This window comes from Burkholderia sp. 3C (assembly GCF_054589155.1).
The window spans coordinates 67,075-84,222 of record NZ_BAAILN010000084.1 but is presented as its reverse complement, the minus strand read 5'-3'; the positions used below and the strand labels follow the sequence as shown (position 1 = coordinate 84,222).

The 17,148-nt window shown below is 68.5% G+C and carries 11 protein-coding genes; 6 read left to right on the top strand and 5 right to left on the bottom strand.

Annotated features, from left to right (window positions below):
• The first annotated feature begins 22 nt into the window (after positions 1 to 22).
• Genes ACYP33_RS14720 through ACYP33_RS14695 form a run of 6 tightly spaced genes read left to right on the top strand, consistent with a single transcriptional unit; the run spans position 23 to position 12,556 of the window.
• Entirely contained in the window at positions 23 to 7,735 is a 7,713-nt protein-coding gene (locus ACYP33_RS14720) for an amino acid adenylation domain-containing protein (protein ID WP_459622572.1), read from the top strand.
• On the top strand, positions 7,728 to 8,984 hold the full coding sequence (locus ACYP33_RS14715; protein WP_459622570.1) for a cytochrome P450: 1,257 nt from the start codon (positions 7,728 to 7,730) through the stop codon (positions 8,982 to 8,984). The genes ACYP33_RS14720 and ACYP33_RS14715 overlap by 8 nt, the downstream gene beginning before the upstream one ends.
• Positions 8,981 to 10,261, top strand: a complete 1,281-nt coding sequence (locus tag ACYP33_RS14710) for a hydroxymethylglutaryl-CoA synthase family protein (protein ID WP_459622568.1) — start codon at positions 8,981 to 8,983, stop codon at positions 10,259 to 10,261. The genes ACYP33_RS14715 and ACYP33_RS14710 overlap by 4 nt, the downstream gene beginning before the upstream one ends.
• A 17-nt stretch (positions 10,262 to 10,278) precedes the next feature.
• Positions 10,279 to 10,524, top strand: a complete 246-nt coding sequence (locus ACYP33_RS14705; protein ID WP_459622566.1) for an acyl carrier protein — start codon at positions 10,279 to 10,281, stop codon at positions 10,522 to 10,524.
• Positions 10,505 to 11,785, top strand: a complete 1,281-nt coding sequence (locus ACYP33_RS14700; RefSeq protein WP_459622564.1) for a beta-ketoacyl synthase N-terminal-like domain-containing protein — start codon at positions 10,505 to 10,507, stop codon at positions 11,783 to 11,785. Before ACYP33_RS14705 ends, ACYP33_RS14700 begins: the two co-directional genes overlap by 20 nt.
• 3 nt (positions 11,786 to 11,788) lie before the next feature.
• Positions 11,789 to 12,556, top strand: a complete 768-nt coding sequence (locus ACYP33_RS14695; RefSeq protein ID WP_459622562.1) for an enoyl-CoA hydratase/isomerase — start codon at positions 11,789 to 11,791, stop codon at positions 12,554 to 12,556.
• On the opposite strand, the gene asnB is transcribed toward ACYP33_RS14695, so the two are convergent.
• The 5 genes from asnB to ACYP33_RS14670 form a co-directional block, all read right to left on the bottom strand.
• Positions 12,520 to 14,547 carry an asparagine synthase (glutamine-hydrolyzing) gene (gene asnB, locus ACYP33_RS14690; protein ID WP_459622560.1) on the bottom strand — a complete coding sequence of 676 codons (2,028 nt, stop codon included), beginning with the start codon at positions 14,545 to 14,547 and terminating at the stop codon, positions 12,520 to 12,522. The two genes, ACYP33_RS14695 and asnB, sit on opposite strands and share 37 nt — an antisense overlap.
• A 40-nt stretch (positions 14,548 to 14,587) precedes the next feature.
• Entirely contained in the window at positions 14,588 to 14,839 is a 252-nt protein-coding gene (locus tag ACYP33_RS14685) for an acyl carrier protein (protein ID WP_459622558.1), read from the bottom strand.
• Between the two features lie 98 nt (positions 14,840 to 14,937).
• The gene (locus ACYP33_RS14680; RefSeq protein ID WP_459622556.1) at positions 14,938 to 15,831 is read right to left on the bottom strand and encodes a prohibitin family protein; all 894 of its coding nucleotides are present in this window, start codon (positions 15,829 to 15,831) and stop codon (positions 14,938 to 14,940) included.
• 59 nt (positions 15,832 to 15,890) lie between these two features.
• Positions 15,891 to 16,058 carry a hypothetical protein gene (locus ACYP33_RS14675; RefSeq protein ID WP_206128427.1) on the bottom strand — a complete coding sequence of 56 codons (168 nt, stop codon included), beginning with the start codon at positions 16,056 to 16,058 and terminating at the stop codon, positions 15,891 to 15,893.
• 79 nt (positions 16,059 to 16,137) lie between these two features.
• Positions 16,138 to 16,695, bottom strand: a complete 558-nt coding sequence (locus ACYP33_RS14670; protein ID WP_459622554.1) for a YcjF family protein — start codon at positions 16,693 to 16,695, stop codon at positions 16,138 to 16,140.
• Positions 16,696 to 17,148: the final 453 nt, after the last annotated feature.

The following is a 17,148-nucleotide window of genomic DNA, read 5'->3' as shown; positions in this document are numbered from 1 at the left end:
GGCCGAGGAGATTGCCGCGCGCGTGTACGAGCCCAGGCTGTGGCTCGTCAGCCGTTCGCCGCTGCCGGCCGAGGCGCGCGCGCGTCTCGACCGGCTGGCGGCCGTCGTGACGCATCGTTGCGTCGACGTGACTGCGCCCGATGCGGTGAGCGCGTTGATCGGCGAGATCGAAGCGACGCATGGCCGTCTCGACGGCATTGTCCACGCGGCCGGGTTCGCTCGCGACAAGCTGTTGATCCGCAAGTCCACCGACGAGTTGCTGGCGGTGCTGGCCCCGAAGGTGGCCGGTCTCGCGCATCTCGATGCCGCCAGCGCGCACTGCCGGCTCGATTTCCTGATGGTGTTCGCCTCGGTGTCCGGTGCGCTCGGCAACCCCGGGCAGGCCGACTATGCCTGCGCGAATGCGTTCATGGATGCCTTCGCCGGAGTGCGCGCGCAACAGGTCGCGCGCGGCGAGCGGCATGGCCGCACGCTGGCGATCGATTGGCCTTACTGGCGCGATGGCGGCATGCGTCTCGACAGCGCGACGCTCGACGCCATGCAGGCACAGGTCGGCGTGCAGCCGTTGCGGACCGACGCCGCGATGCAGGCCTTGTATGCGGGCTACCGCCTCGACGCATCGCAACTGCTGGTGCTCGACGGCGATCACGCGCGGCTGCGGCGCGCGCTGGGGCTGCCCGATGCAGCGGTGGCGCGGGCGATCGACGGCGAGCGGCTTCACGATGAGGCGGCGGCTCCGGCGGGGGCTGCGCCCACGGTTCCGGCCGTAACGCCCGCATCGGCTCCGACGCCGACGCCGACGCGGGCCGCGCTGATCGCCTATCTCGCGCAGCACGTCGCAACCGTGCTGGCGATGCCGGCCGAGCAGATGCGCGCCGACGATCCGTTCGATCGCTACGGTGTCGATTCGATTCTTTCGATGCAGATCGTGGAAGGCCTGGAGCCGCATCTCGGCGCATTGCCCAAGACGCTGCTGTTCGAATACCCGAGCCTCGCGCAACTGGCCGATCACCTGCTGGCGGCCCATGCCGACGCGTTGCGGGCGATCTTGCCGGCGACGTCGGCGCCTGCGTTGACATCCGAGCCAGAATCGACGCCGACGCCGACGCCAACGCCAACGCCGACGCCAACGCCAACGCCGACGCCAACGCCGACGCCGACGCCGACGCCAACGCCAACGCCAACGCCAACGCCAACGCTAACGCCAACGCCAACGCCAACGCCAACGCCAACGCCAACTCGGGCTGCCGCTGCCGCCACCGCGTCGATCACGTCCGTGCCGGCCACGCAGGCCGCCGCATCGCCGGCCCCCGCCGCCACGCAGATGCAGGAGATCGCCGTGATCGCGGTGGCCGGGCGCTACCCGGGCGCCGATACGATCGACGCGTTCTGGTCCCTGCTGCGCGAAGGACGCGACGGCATCACCGGGATTCCCGTCGAGCGCTGGGATCACGCGCCCATCTATTCCGTCCACAAGGGCCAGCCCGGCGCCAGCTATTGCCAATGGGGCGGCTTCCTGTCCGACGTCGCCGGGTTCGACGCCGGCTTCTTCGGCGTCAAGCCGCGCGATGCCGTGCTGATGGATCCGCAGGAGCGCCTGTTCCTGCAGACGGTCTGGCATCTGCTCGAACGCGGCGCTCATTCGCGCGAGCGCCTGCGCGGCGACTATCAGGCACGCGTGGGTGTGTACGTCGGCGCGATGAGCATGCCGTATCACGCGATCGAGACGGACCCCGAGGCGCGTGCGCTGGTCGGCCTGTCGTCCTATGCGTCGATCGCCAACCGCGTGTCGTACTTCTTCGATCTGCAAGGCCCGAGCGTCGCGCTCGACACGATGTGCTCGTCCGGCCTGCAGGCGATTCATTTGGCCTGCCAGAGCCTGCAACGCGGCGAATGCCGTCTGGCGATCGCCGGCGGCGTGAACCTGTCGCTGCACCCGGACAAGTACATCGGACTGAGCCGCGCCGGCCTGCTTGGCAGCCATCCGCAAAGCCGCAGCTTTTCCGACGGCGACGGCTACCTGCCGGCCGAAGGCGTTGGCGCGGTGCTGCTCAAGCCGCTCGCCGACGCCGTGCGCGATCGCGATCCGGTGCTGGCCGTGATCAAGGCGAGCGCGTCGAACCACGGCGGCCACGCCGCCGGCTATGCGGTGCCGGCCGCCGACGCGCAAGCGCGCCTGATCGAGGACAACCTGCGCGCCGCCCATATCGATGCGCGTTCGATCGGCTACGTCGAGGCGGCCGCCAACGGCTCGGCGCTCGGCGACGCCATCGAATTGCGCGCCCTGACGCGCGCCTTTCGCACGTTCACCGACGAGTCGGGCTTTTGCGCGATCGGCTCGGTCAAGTCGAACCTCGGCCACGCCGAAGCCGCCTCGGGCATGGCGCAACTGACCAAGGTGCTGCTGCAATTGCAGCACCGCATGCTGGTGCCTTCGGTGTTGCCGGTGTCGCAGGCGCCTCGCAATCCGCATGTCGATTTCACGGGCACGCCGTTCGTGCCGCAGATGCAGGCCGCGCCCTGGCGGCGACGCCGCGTCGACGGCATCGAGATGCCGCTGCGGGCGACCGTCAGCGCGTTCGGCGCGGGCGGTTCGAACGTCCATCTGATTGTGGAGGAGGCGCCGCGCGACGCGGCCCATTTCGACGCGGCGGACGATCATCGTCCCGGCCAGGCGCTGCGCTTCGTGTTTTCCGCGCATGACGACGCCGCGTTGATGCGCTGGCTGGCGTGCATGCGCGATTTCGTCGCCGCACAACCGGCGTTGCCGCTGGGCCGGCTTGCCTACACGCTGGCCTGTCGGCGCGAGCGCCTGCCGCGCTGCTTCGAGATCGTGGCCGACGGCCGCGACGGGCTGCTGGTGGCGCTGTCGCTGGCGGCGCCGGAGGCGTTCGCGGCGTACGACGCCGGAGCGGACGGCCCCGACGCGACGCGGTTCATCCGGCCGCTCGCGCCGCTGGTGCTGCCCGATTACCCGTTCGCGCGCGATCGTTATTGGCTCGCGCCGGTGCAATCGGGCGCGGCCGGGGCAATTGGTGCGACGTCTGCTGCCGCATCGTCGGCCGCTGTAGCGCCTGCCGCCGCGTCGTCGTTCGCTGCGTCATCGGCGGTTGCGTCACCGGCCGTCGCATCGTCGTTCGGTGCATCGTCGGCCGTTGTTCCGCCGGCCGCCGCATCATCGTTCGGAGCACCGTCGGCCGCTGTACCGCCGGCCGCCGCGTCGTCGTTCGCTGTACCGTCGCCGGCCGTCGCGCCATCCGTCGCCTCGCCGGTCCCCGAGCCCGCATCGCAAGTCGACGGCCCGGCCGTGCTGGCCGTCATCGCCGAACTGATGCGAACCGAACTCGGCGTGGAGAGCATGGACCCGAAGCAAAGCTTCCGTGCCAGCGGCCTCGATTCGATGTCGTCGATGCGTCTGATCTACCGGATCTCGGAGTTGACCGGCCGCACGCTGACGCATCGCGAACTGGCGGCTTGCCCGACGCCGGCCTCGCTGGCCCGCCTGGTGGCGGCCGAGGCCGGCGGCGTCGATGAGCAGGCCGGTTACGACGGCCACCGCTTGCCGCCCGACCGACACGAGGTGACGGCGACCGTGACCGCAACCGCCGCCATGCCGCTTTCGCTGAATCAGCGAGGCCTGTGGGTGCAGCAGAAGCTCGACCCCGCCAACACTGCCTACAACGTGCCGCTGGCGTTCCGCGTCGACGGCCCGCTCGACGCCGCGGCGCTCGAACATGCCTGCCGCGCGGTGCTCGCGCGCTTCCCGCTGCTGTCGACGCGGATCGACGAAAGCGGTGACGAACCGCGCTGCGTGCCCGGCACCGTGGCCCCGGGCCTGGCGCGCCGCGAGGCCGCGCATCCGGAGGCGCTGGAGGCGCTGGCGCGTCAGCGCGTCCGCATGCCGTTCGACCTGGCCGCCGAGGCGCCCATCCGCTTCGAGTGGCTGCGCGCCGTCTCGGCCGCGCAATCGATCGTGCTGCTGGTGGTGCACCACATCGTGATCGACGGCACCTCGGCGATGCTGCTCGGCGATGCGTTCTGGCAAGCCTATCGCGACGCCTGTACCGGCGCCGAAGCCGCCCGCGCCGATGAAACCGCCGCCGATTTCGGCGCTTTCGTCGCCTGGGAGGCCCGCCATCTCGCCTCAGCGCGCGGCGTGGCGCAGCGGGCCTATTGGCAGCGTCAGTTGTCGGGCGACCTGCCCGTGTTGCAACTGCCCACGGACCGAAACGCCGACCCGGCGCAGCGGATCGACGGCGCAAGCCTCGCCTGCCCGCTGCCGCCGGCACTGACGCAGGCGGCGCGCGCCTGCGCCGGCAGGCTCGGGATCGACGTGTCGGTGCTGTTCCTCGGCATCGTCGGCATTCTGCTCTACCGTTACACCGGCGCCGACGACATGCTGCTCGGCGTGCCCACCAACGGCCGCCCGGAACGCCGCTTCGAACGGAGTTTCGGCTACTTCGCGAACGTGATGCCGATCCGTCTGCGTCCGTCGGGCGCACAAGGCGTGGCTCACTTCCTGCGCGACTTGCAGACGCAGTTCACCGACGGGCTCGATCACGCGAGCTATCCGTTCGCCGCGCTGGCGCGCGAGTTCGGCCGGGGCGCGGGCGAACCGCTGTATCGGGTCGCCTACGGGTTTCAGAATTTCATCGATGGCGCGCCGTCGAGCGCGCGGGATGGCGGGGCCGGCCTGCCGGGCGTGACGCATCTCGATACGGTGCGGCAGGAGGGCGACGGCGCGTTCTCGCTCGAACTCGTCGAGCGCGGCGCGGAACTGACGGCCGTGGCCGGCTACGACGCGCATTGCTTCGATGCATCGACCGTGCAACGCATGCTGGCGCATTTCGTCCGTCTCGCGCAGGCGGTGGTGCACGCGCCCGATGCGCGGATCGGCGAGCTGGCCATGCTGACCGAGGCCGAGCACGAGCGGGTGCTCGGCGCGTGGAGCCGGGGCGGGGCGGCCAGCACGCGACGCGGAACGGTGCATCAATGGATCGCGCGGCGTGCGGCCCAGCGGCCCGATGCGCCGGCGTTGACGGGCGACGGACCGGTGCTGTCGTATCGCGAGCTGATGGAACGCGCCAATCGGCTGGCCGCGCACCTGCGTGCGCGCGGCGTCGGCCCCGGCATGCTGGTGGCGGTGTGCGTGGAGCGCGGCGTGCCGAGCATCGTCAGCCTGCTGGCGGTGCTTCAGGCCGGCGGCGTCTGGCTGCCGCTCGATCCGGCTTACCCCGACGCCCGTCAGGCCGTGATCCTGCAGGACGCCGGGGCCGGGGCGTTGCTGCTCGACGCCGCGACGCAGGCGCGTTTCTCGCGCATGCGTCACGGCATTGCGCTGGTGATCCGCCTGGATCGCGAACGCGCGGCGATCGCGAAGCGCGAGCCGCGCGCGCCGGTGGTGCGGCTCGAACCGGATAGCCCGGCCTACATGATCTACACCTCCGGATCGACCGGCCGCCCCAAGGGCGTGCTGGTGTCGCACGGCGCGCTCGCGGTGCATTGCGCGGCGGCGATCGAGGCCTATGCGCTCGACCCGCGCGACGCGGTGTTGCAGTTCGCGTCGCTGCATGTCGACACGGCGCTGGAGCAAATCCTGCCGACGCTCGCCTGCGGCGCGGCGCTGGTGCTGCGCGGCGAATCGCTGTGGACCACCGAGGCGTTCCGCGCGGCATTGCACGCGCACCGCATCACCGTGGCCGACCTGCCGCCGGCCTATTTGCGCGAGGTGCTGGACGTGGCGCGCGGCGGCGCGGCGGCCGAGTGGACGCATGTTCCGCGTCTGCTGATCGCCGGCGGCGAGGCGCTGCTGCCGGAGACGGTGCGCTTGTGGCAGGCCGGCCCGCTGGCCGGCGCGCAACTGATCAACGCCTACGGGCCGACCGAGGCCAGCATCACGAGCCTCGCGCACCGCGTGCCGCGCGGCGAGCCGGCGGCCGATATCGCGATCGGCCGGCCGCTGGCCGGCACCGAGGTCTACGTGCTCGACCGCGACGGCAATCCCGTGCCCGAGGGGGTGCCCGGAGAGTTGTACCTCGGCGGGCCACGGCTCGCGCTCGGCTATCGCGGCTATCCCGAACTGAGCGCGGCGCGCTTCGTGCGTCACCGGTTTTCGGCCGATCGCGAGGCGAGGCTGTATCGCACCGGCGATCTGGCCTGCTTCGTGCCGGGCGGCGACGGGCTGATCGCGTTTCGCGGCCGGCTCGATCATCAGGTGAAACTGCGCGGCTTCCGCGTGGAACTCGGTGAAGTCGAAGCGGCGCTGCGCGAGTGCGGCGCGCACGATGCCGTGGTGCTGATGCGCGACGTGGCGGGCCACGGCCCGCAACTGTTGGCCTACGTGGCCGCGCCGCTGGCTGGCTACGACGGAGGCGACCTCGCGCGCCAGCTGGCGGCGCGGCTGCCGGCCTACATGTTGCCGGCAGCCTATGTGCGGCTCGACGCGCTGCCGATGACGCCGGGCGGCAAGCTGGACCGGGCGCGGCTGCCGGAACCGGCGATGCGCGAGGCCCGCGCGGCGGGCGACACGCCGCAGGATGCGACCACCTTGCGTCTCGCGGCGATCTGGCGGCGCATCCTCGCGCTCGACGCGCCGGGTGCATCGGGCGCATTGAGCGCGGACGATCACTTCTTCGCGCTCGGCGGTCATTCGCTGGCCTGCGTGCGGCTGTTGGCGGCCATCCGCGAGGAGTTCGGCGTGGATCTGTCGATCGCGTCGCTGATTCAGGCGCCGACGCTCGCGCAACAGGCGCAGTGCTTGCGCGAGCGCGGCGGCGTCGAACCGGCGACGCAAGCTGTCGCGGATGCCGACGCCGTTGCCGACGCGCCCGCTGCCGCCGCCGCCGCCGCTGCGCGGCGAACACCGGCGAGCGGCCCGCTGGTGCTGCTGCGCGAGCACGACGGCGGCGAGCCGCTGTTCCTCGTGCATCCGGTCGGCGGCAACGTGTTCTGTTACCTGGAACTCGCGCGGCAACTCGACATCGATCGCCCGATCTACGGCATCCAGTCGCCAGCCTTGAGCGGCGACGATCATGCGCCGCGCGCCGAACCCGGCATCGAGGCAATGGCCGCGACGTATGTCGCGGCGTTGCGCGAGGTGCAGCCGCACGGCGAGGTACATCTTGCCGGCTGGTCGCTGGGCGGCGTGATCGCGTTCGAGATGGCGCAGCAGTTGCGCCGGGCCGGTCGCGAGGTCGCGCTGCTCGCCTTGATCGACAGCTATACGCCGGCCTGTCTGGCCGAACTCGAAGCGACGCTCGATGAAGGCGAAGCCGGCCGCGCCAGCCTGCTCGACGCGTTCGCGCGCGACCTGCTCGGCGTGACGCGTGGAGCAGGAGCAGGGGCAGGCACACAGCCGGCGGCGATGGGCGATCTCGATACGTTGCTGGCCTCCGACGACGTGGCGCGGGTCCTGCCCGAGATGGACCTGCCGCAGCGCCGCCGCCTGTTCGAGGTGTTCGAGGCGAACAGCCGCGCGCTGCACGATTACGTGCCGCAACCGTACGACAGCCTGATCGTCTCGTTCGGCGCGGCCCAGCCGGCCAGCCACCCGGCGCGCGGCTGGCATGCCTGCGCGCGCGGCGGCTTGCTGATGCATGCGCTTCCCGGCGATCATTATTCGCTGCTGAAGGCGCCTTACGTGACTCCGCTTGCGCGGATGCTGGTCGAGCGACTGGCGGCGCGCGAGCTTTCCATTTCGACATCCATGCACGACGCAAGGCAGGCAAGTGAATAACGCAGAGACCATGCAGGCGACCGACGCGTCGCCGTTCGACTGGTGGGGGTTGCTGACCGACCGGGCGTTCCTGACCAACCCCTATCCGTACCTCGAAACCCGGCGCGAATTCGGCCCGGTCCAGCACGACGCCGCGTCCGATGTGTATTTCATCATCGGTCATCGCGAGTTCGGCCAGGTGGCGCGCTCGCCGCAGTTCGGCCGCGACACGCGCTTGTGGCGCGACGGCTGGGCCGCGCCGCAGAACGCGATCGGCGATCCGTTGATGTTCAGGCTGTTCAGCGAGTTCCAGCCGCAGATGATCAATTCGAATCCGCCCGACCATCGCCGCATGCGCGCTGTCTACGAGCAGTCGTTCAAGCCGGCCGCGATCGCGGCGCTGGAGGCCATGATCGAAGCCGAGGCCGACACGCTGCTCGACGCGATGCCGGCCGAGGGGCCGGTGGAATTCATGGAGGCGTTCGCCACGCCGTTGCCGCTGCGCGTGCTGCGCAACATGTTCGAGATGCCCGAGCAGATGGACGATTCGATCAGCCGCTGGAGCGCCGCGCTGATCAAGCTCGCCGACGTCATGCTGACGCCGGAGCAGAAGCAGGATGCCTACGACGCGCTGCTGGAGTTCAAGACCTACCTGCGCGGCCACCTGGCCGAGCGCCGCCGGCATCCCGGCGGCGGCATGATCGACGCCGTGATCGCCGCGCACGACGACGGCACGCTCGACGAGGAGGAAACGCTGGTCAACCTGGTGGCGATGCTGATCGCCGGCCATGAAACCACCGTCACGCTGATCGGCAACGGCATGCTGACCTTGTTGCGTCACCCGGGCGAGCTGGCGCGGCTGCGCGCCGATCGTTCGCTGATGCGCTCGGCGATCGACGAATGCCTGCGCTACGAGCCGGGCGGCAACATGATCGTGCGCGTCGCGATCGAGGATGCGGAGGTCGGCGGCGTGACGATTCCGGCGGGCAGCATGGTGCTCGGCCTGATCGGCGCGGTCAATCGGGACCCGCGCAGCTTCGCCGACCCGCAGACGTTCGACGTCGGCCGCCATCCCAATACGCATTACACGTTCGGCAGCGGGATTCACGTGTGCATCGGCGCGCCGCTGGCGCGGCTCGAGGCGCGCATCGCGTTCGACAAGCTGCTGGACCGCTACCCGGCGCTCGCGCTCGACGGCGAGGCGGCCTGGCGGCTGGACCGAATCAACGGCCGCGGGCTGGGCCATTTGCCGATGCGGGTGGGCGCATGAGCACGAAACGAGTGGGGATCGAGGCACTGAACATCCATGGCGGCATGGCTTACCTCGACGTGCGCGAATTGTGCGAGCACCGAGGGCTCGACCTGCCGCGCTTCCAGAATCTCCTGATGAAGGAGAAGACCGTCGCGCTGCCGTACGAGGATCCGGTCACGTTCGCCGTGAATGCGGCGCGCCCGCTGGTCGACGCGCTGCCCCAGGCCGAGCGCGACCGTATCGAGATGGTGGTGGTCTGCACCGAGTCGGGCATCGATTTCGGCAAGTCGATGAGCACCTACGTGCACGACTATCTCGGCCTGCGTCCCAACTGCCGGCTGTTCGAGATCAAGCAGGCCTGCTATTCGGGCGCGGCCGGCCTGCAGGTGGCCGTCAATTTCCTGCTGTCCGGCACCTCGCCCGGCGCGAAGGCGCTGGTGATCGCCAGCGACATTTCGCGCTTCGCGCTGGCCGACGCCGGCGCGATCCAGGAATGGGCGTACTCCGAACCGAGTTCGGGGGCCGGCGCGGCCGCGCTGCTGATCAGCGACACGCCGCATCTGCTGGCGATCGATCCGGGCGCGTACGGCAATCATGCGTTCGAGGTGATGGATACCTGCCGGCCCGGCGCGGATCTCGAAGCCGGCGACGCCGATTTGTCGCTGATGGCCTATCTCGACTGCTGCGAGCACGCCTACCGCGATTACGCACGGCGCGTGGACGGCGCGGATTTTCGCGAGTCGTTCGGCTATCTGTGTTTTCACACGCCGTTCGGCGGGATGGTGAAGGGCGCGCACCGGCAGTTGATGCGCAAGCTCTACAAGGCGCCGCCCGCGCAGATCGAAGCCGATTTCGCGCAACGCATGGAAACCAGCCTCGCGTACGGGCAGCGCGTCGGCAATACGGCCGGGGCCTCGCTGTTCCTCGCCATCGCGGGCACGCTGGCGCATGCCGAGTTCGCCGCGCCGCGCCGGCTCGGGCTGTTTTCGTACGGCTCGGGCTGCTGCTCGGAGTTCTTCAGCGGCGTGGCCACCGCCGACGGGCAGCAGCGCCTGCGCGCGTTGCAGATCGACACCGCGCTGGACCGGCGCTATCGTCTGTCGATCGCCGAATACGAGACGCTGTTGCTCGGCAACAGCACGGTACGGATCGGCACGCGCGACGTGAAGCTCGATCATGCGATCATCCCCGGCGCCTGGGCGGCGCTGCAGGCGGAACAGGCCCGCGCCGATGCGCCACGGCGGCTCGTGCTCGACGAGATCGCCGGCTATCACCGCAAGTACCGCTGGATCTGAACTCACGGAGGAACAACTTGAATCGCGATGCAATCCTGAACATCCTGTTTTCGAAGGTCGTCGAGGTCGTGCCGGATCTGCAAGGCCGCACGCTCGCGCCGGCCGACTCGATGGCCGAACTCGGGCTCGATTCGATCGAGCGGCACGAGGCGCTGGTGCTGACGCTGGAAGCGATCGGCCTGGAGGTGCCGCTGGTCAAGCTGCACGGCCCGCGCAACCTGGGCGAACTCGCGGATCTGCTGCATGCCCGGCTCGCGGCCTGAGTCGCCGGCCGCGCCCGTGGTGACGGGCATCGGCGTGGCGAGCGCGCTCGGCTACGGCAAGCACGCGTTCCTGCAAGGCCTGCTGGCCGCGCCGTCGGTGTTCGGCACGATGCAACGCCCAGGGCGCGGCGGCGTGGACGGCGCGCAAGCGTTCATCGGCGCCGAACTGCCGGAATCGCCGCAAGCGCCGCCCGCGCTCGACCGGCTGCCGCCGCGCATCGCGCGCACGGCGAGCCTGAGCGGGCAGGTGGCGGTGAGCGTGCTCGACGAGGCCTGGCGCGAGGCCGGGCTCGATGCGCTCGACCCGCAGCAGATCGGCCTCGTGATCGGCGGCTCGAACCTGCAGGCGCGCGAGCAGATGCTGCTGTACCAGGCGCATGCGGCGCGGCCCGCGTTCGTGCCGCCGCGTTACGGCTATGGCATGTTCGATACGGACCTGAGCGGGCTGTGCACCTCGCTGTTTCCGATCGCGGGGTTCGCGTACAGCGTGGGCGGCGCGTCCGCGAGCGGCTTGCTGGCGGTGCAGCATGCGCTCGACGCCGTGCGCTCGGGGCGCGTGCGTGCCTGCATCGCGCTGGGTGCGTTGCAGGATCTGTCGCACTACGAATGTCAGGCGCTGCGCTCGGCCGGCGCGATGGGCTCCGATCGCTTCGCGAGCCAACCCGGCGAAGCGTGCCGCCCGTTCGATGCCGCGCGCGATGGCTTCATCTTCGGCGAGGCGTCGGCGGCGCTGGTGGTGCAGCGCGCCGAGGATCTGTCGGATCCGCAAGTCGCGGCCCGCAGCTACGGCAGCCTGATCGGCGCGGCGCAGGTCGCGAACGGCTCGCGCGCCACCGCGCCGTCGCTCGACGGCGAACTGCGCGCGATCCGCATGGCGCTCGCTCAAGCGGGCCTGTCGGCGGAACAGATCGATTACGTGAACGCGCACGGCACCGGCACGCCGCTCGGCGACGACACCGAACTGGCCGCCTATCGCGAGGCCGGCCTCGCGCGGGCGCGCGTCAACGCCACCAAGTCGATCATCGGACACGGCCTCAGCGCCGCCGGGGCGATCGAACTGGCCGCGACGCTGCTCCAGATGCGCGCCGGCATGCTGCACCCGACGCGCAACCTCGTGCAGCCGATCGCCGACGACATCCGCTGGGTTGGCGCAACCGCCGAGCCGCACACGATGCGTCACGCGCTGAAGCTGTCGTTCGGTTTCGGCGGCATCGACACGGCGCTGGTGGTGCGTGCGCCGTCGCGGCACGAGGAGAACTGATCGATGCGATTCGAAACGCTCGCGGTGGAGTTGCACGACGGCATTTGCCGGGTGCGCTTCGACCGCCCCGAGGCCGATAACGCGATCGACTCGCGGATGGTCACCGAACTGGGCGCGGTGCTGTCGCTGTGCGAACACGGCGCGGCGGGCCAGGAGCCGGCCCGCATCGTGATCCTCGAAGGCTCGCCCACCGTGTTCTGCGTGGGCGGCGATCTGCAGGCCTTTGCCGCGGCGGCGCAGCCGAGCGACCCCGAGCCGCTCTACGACGTCTGGCTGCGGCTGGCGCGCGGCCCGTTCGTCACCATCAGCGTGGTGCGCGGGCGTGTGAATGCGGGCGGAGTGGGGATCGTCAGCGCGTCGGATATCGTGCTGGCCGATCGCAGCGCCAGCTTCAGCCTGTCGGAGTTGCTGTTCGGCTTGTATCCGGCGTGCGTGATGCCGTTCCTGATGCGCCGGATCGGCGAGCAACGCGCGCACTACCTGACGTTGACGACCCGCGCGTTCGGCGCCGAGGAGGCGGCGAGCTGGGGCCTGGTGGATGCGCTCGACGACGATGTCGCGGCGCTGCTGCGCAAGCATCTGCTGCGCCTGAAATTGCTGAGCCGGCCCGCGATCGCGCGCTACAAGCGCTACACGGCGCAACTCGTCGATCAGCTCGAACGCAGCAAGGCGCTCGCGCTCGACGCCAATCGCGAGATGTTCGGCGACCCCGACACGCAGCGCGCGGTCCGCCGTTACGTCACCGAATCCAAATTTCCCTGGGAGCCGTAAGCGAGCGGATCGGCGTCGCCACCGCCGCGCAGGTCCACCGCGCGCACCAGCGGCGATGCGGTGCGCGCCGACGCAGGCAGTGCCTGCGCGCGCTGCACGAACGCGTGATTGAGGCAGGCCATCGACAACAGGAAGATGAAGGTCTGGTTTTCCTTGGTGCTGATGTCGGCCGCGGGCTTGGTGAGCACTTTATTCGTCAGCGCGCGCGCGAACTTCGCGTTCAACCAGGGCAGCTTGGCCAGTTCGGCGTCGGCCAGCAGCATTTCCAGGTAATCGGGGCGGTGCGCGGCGAACGCGGCGCTTTCGGGCGCGCGATACGGGAACTTGCGCTTGTCGACCACCGAGGCCGGCAGGCTGTCGCGGAACGCCATGCGCAGCAGCCGCTTTTCCTCGAAGCCATCGTCGAAGCGCAGGTTCACCGAGGCGGCGAGGTCGATCACCTGCTTGTCGAGGAACGGGCAGCGGTTCTCGACGCCGTGCGCGAGGCTCATGCGTTCGCCCTGCGTCGACAGCAGGTAGCCGGGCAGCAGCGTCTTGAATTCGAGCCATTGCGCCTTCTGCACCGGCGTCATCGCGGCGTAGCCGGGCTCGCGTGCGCACAGCCCGCCGATCGCGGCGAACGGGTCGCCCGGCGCGTTCAGCAGGCGCGTGCTGAAGCGGCCGTTCTGGAAGCGCAGCTCGTGGGAGAACAGGCCCGGCAGTTGTTCCTCGGCGAACTGGCCATACAGCCCCGTGAGCGCCGCCACATCCTGCGGCCCGTAATGATCGAGATGCGGGTAGAGCCGCCCCAACTGCGTGCCGCGCTGCGCTTCGTCGAGCGTGTTCCAGGCCGTGCGCAGTTGCGTTTCCTTGAACAGGTCGTAGCCGAGGAACGCCTCGTCCGCGCCTTCGCCGCTCAGCACCACCTTGATGCCGGCGTCGCGCGTGTGCCGCGCGAGCAGGTACATCGGCACGAACGCGCTGCGGAAGGCCGGCACTTCGGCATGGAACACGGCGTCGGGAAAGTGCCGCACGATGTCCTGGTGCGTGACGCGTACCGACGAGTGACGCGTGCCGAGAAAGCTGGCGACCGTCTGCTGCTCGGGCGATTCGTCGAACTGCGCATCCTCGAATTCGACCGAGAACGTCGAGAGCGTCTGGCCGGTGTGCTGGCCGGCCAGCAGCGCGACGATGGCCGAATCCAGGCCGCCGCTCAGGTACACGCCCACGCCCACCTCGACGTCGCTGCGCAGGCGCAGCGCCACGCTGTCGGTCAGCGCCTGGCGAATCCGGTCGATCGCTTCGGCTTCGCTGGCGACCGGTGCGCCACCTGTGAAATCGAGCGTGTCGTAGCGGCGCGCCGCCAGTTCACCGCGCGGGCCGACGCGCAGCCATTCGCCCATCGGCAGGCTGTGGATGCCGCGGAAGCCGGTTTGATCGGGCAGCGGTGTCCATTGCCCGAGGATCGCCGAGATCTGGGCCGGGTCCTGCTCGAACGTGAAACCGGGAACGGCCAGGAAGGCCTTCATTTCCGAGGCGAACAGCAGTTGCGAGCCGTGCCGCGCGTAGAACAGCGGGCGCTTGCCGTAGCGGTCGCGAGCCAGCACGAGTTCCTGCGTGGCGCGATCGTAGAGCGCGAACGCGAAGCCGCCGTTGAACTTCTCCAGGCAGCCCTCGCGCCACTCGATCCAGGCCTGCAACACCACCTCGGTATCGGAGCGGGTGCGAAACACGCAGCCGCGTGCCTCGAGTTGCGCACGAAGCTCGCGGTAGTTGTAGATTTCGCCGTTGTAGCAAAGCCAGAAGCGCCCGCTCGGATCGGAGATCGGCTGAGTGCCGGCCTTCACGTCGATGATGCTGAGGCGGGCGGTGCCCATCGCAAGGCGATCGTCGATGACGTAACCGCTGCCGTCCGGGCCGCGATGCGCGATCGCGGCCAGCATGCGGCGCATGGTGTCCGGGGCGTGCTCGGGATGGGCGTCGATACTCAGGAAACCTGCGATTCCGCACATGGGCGCGCCTGGCTCGTGAATCGGGGGTGGGAGGGGGCGCTCAGGAGTGCGCTTGCGCGGCCAGCTTCTGCTCGACGAACTGCTCGATGCGCGTGACGCTGATCAGCACGTTCTGCGTCATGTCCTGTTCGGAGAATTTGATTTTGAATTCGCGTTCGATAAAACGGCACATCTGCACATAACCGAACGAATCCATGATGCCCGCCTTGAACAGGTCCGTGCTTTCGGGGAAATCCTCATCGAATTCGATCAGGAAATTCTCCTCGATATAATCTCGGATTTTCGTTTTCATGACGTCGTATCAGAAAAGCTGCTTGGGCAAAGCGGCGTTGCGGCGGAGTATGTCACGCGCCCCATGACGCGTCAATCGCGTGCCGGGGCGGTGCCGTATTACTTCTCGCCATTCAGCAGCAGCGGCATCGATTGCGACGAAGTGCCGATCACGATGACCTTGCTGTTCGGCGATTTCGCCAGTTCGACAGTGGCTTGCAGCCCCTGCCATTTCAGCATCGATACCTTGCTGATCTTTTCGAAATCGCGAATGCCTTGCGCTTCGATGGTTTTCCGTTCGCGTTCTTTTTCTTCCGCATCGAGCCGGAATTGGTAAGCGAGCAGATTTTGTTCGTTCAATAATTTATTGACGATGCCTTCCGTCATTTTGTGCGGTAAATCGAGGCGCGTAATCAATACGTGCTCCACCCGAATCGGCTGCGAATTGACGCGCAATATCACGTGTTGTTCGAATTCCTGGGTCAGGCTGGATTCGTCCTTGGCATAGATCGCGTCGGCGCGATATTTGCCGAGCGTTTCCCGCAGCGACGCCACCACTTCCGGAATCACGTAGGTATTGCCGTAATCGGGGCCGATCATCTGATTGAGCAGCGGCAGCTTTTCGGCTTGCGGACGATAGCGCACCGACCAGCCCACATCGATCGGCATGCCGTCGCTGGTGAGCAGGGTGATCGTGCCGTGCCGCTCCACGACGCGGACGTCGTAGCTGATGATTTCGTCCCACGGGAACTTGAAGTGCGCGCCTTCGCCGAGAATGCGCTTCGACGTGCCGCCGAAGAACCGGCTCCAGTAGATGCCCTGGAAGCCCGGTTGCTCGGCCACCACGATCATGTCCCACAGCAGCACGACCAGGAAGGTCGAGATCAGCAGGAACAGCACGATGCCGAGTTGGTGCTTGCCCAGGAAGGGCGACGATTTCGATGGCCGTCGGGCGGTGGCGGTGTTGCCGGTGGTGCTCGCGGCGCCGGTATTGCGGTCAAACTGCTGCGTCATGGCCCAGCGTTCCTTTGCGTCGGCACCGGCTCGATTCGATGTGCATGGAAGGGAGTCGTTTACTCGTAGGAAGACGCGCGTCGGCCGAACAGCACCACGATCAGGAGGGCGGTGATGGGGGTGATCACCACGGCGAGCAGCGAAATACCCCAGAAACCCAACCGGCTATCTTTTCCAAGATAGCCGGCGGTCACGCAAAGCAGCAGGTAGAGAAAGGCAAAGACCATGGGCCCGATGCTCCGGCGAATAGCGATACCGATACGGATACCGATATGACAACGCCGGGCGTGAGGCCCGGCGGAACAATCACGCGGCGGGGGCCGCCACGGCTGCTTCCTCGGCTGCCGGGCGCTTGGCCAGGTTTGCCGCTTCCTTGATGCCCTTGTCGTATTCCTGGCGGAAGAACTCGCGAACCTTGGCCGGTTCGAAATCGAGCAGCGTGCCGCCGGTTTCGAAATGGGCGATGAACACCTTGCCGATCGCGTAGGTCACGCCGGCCGACACGGCCGACAGCGAGGTGAAGGCGATCGCGCTGCCGATCACCGGGATGAAGCGCAGGCTGCTGGTGGCCAGCGCCTTGCCGAACGTGATGCTGCCCAGGCTGCCGACCAGCGAGACGATGGCCGACTTGGCGGCGTCGTGGCTGAACGGGATCGAGTAGTGGTGCGCGAGATCGCGGATCAGCTTCAGTTCGACGGCGGTGATCGCCACCAGTTCGATGAAGGGGATCGGCAGCAAGCCTGCACCGGCGGACCAGAGCATGTTGCGCTTGACGATCGCCATGGCTTCGGTGGACTTTTGTGCGGGGTCCTTGAGCACGGCGTGTGCGGGTTGTTCGACTGCGGCGGCGACGGCTTCCGACATGGTGTTGGCTCCGATATCTGAGGTAGCGAGGAGAGAGTCTGCTGTAGCGTCTTGCGTTTTTCAGGTGAGCGGCTTCGAACCTCGCGGGCCGAAGTGCGAAGCGTCTCACGAGCGGATGGCATGCGGATGAACAGGCATCACGATGGCTGCCGGTTCTTGCCGTCCCGAATGTTGCGACAGTGGTGCATCCCGCCTCGTGCCCTCGTACTTCGAGCAGACGGGCGAACCTGGGTGTCCGGCACGGCGATGTCGTGCTTGTTGCTTTGGCCCGGACCTGTCAGGCTCACGGCTCGTTCCCGTTTCAACCAAGCCGTACTGCGGAAAGCAAACTGAAAGCTGCGTGCGGATCGAAATCGGGCCACGCCGCCGCTTTTAAAACAGTCGCAATAGTAGCTTTCCGATTCGGGGCACGCAAGACGAAAACCAATAAATCGGAATGCGTTGCGGCGTTTA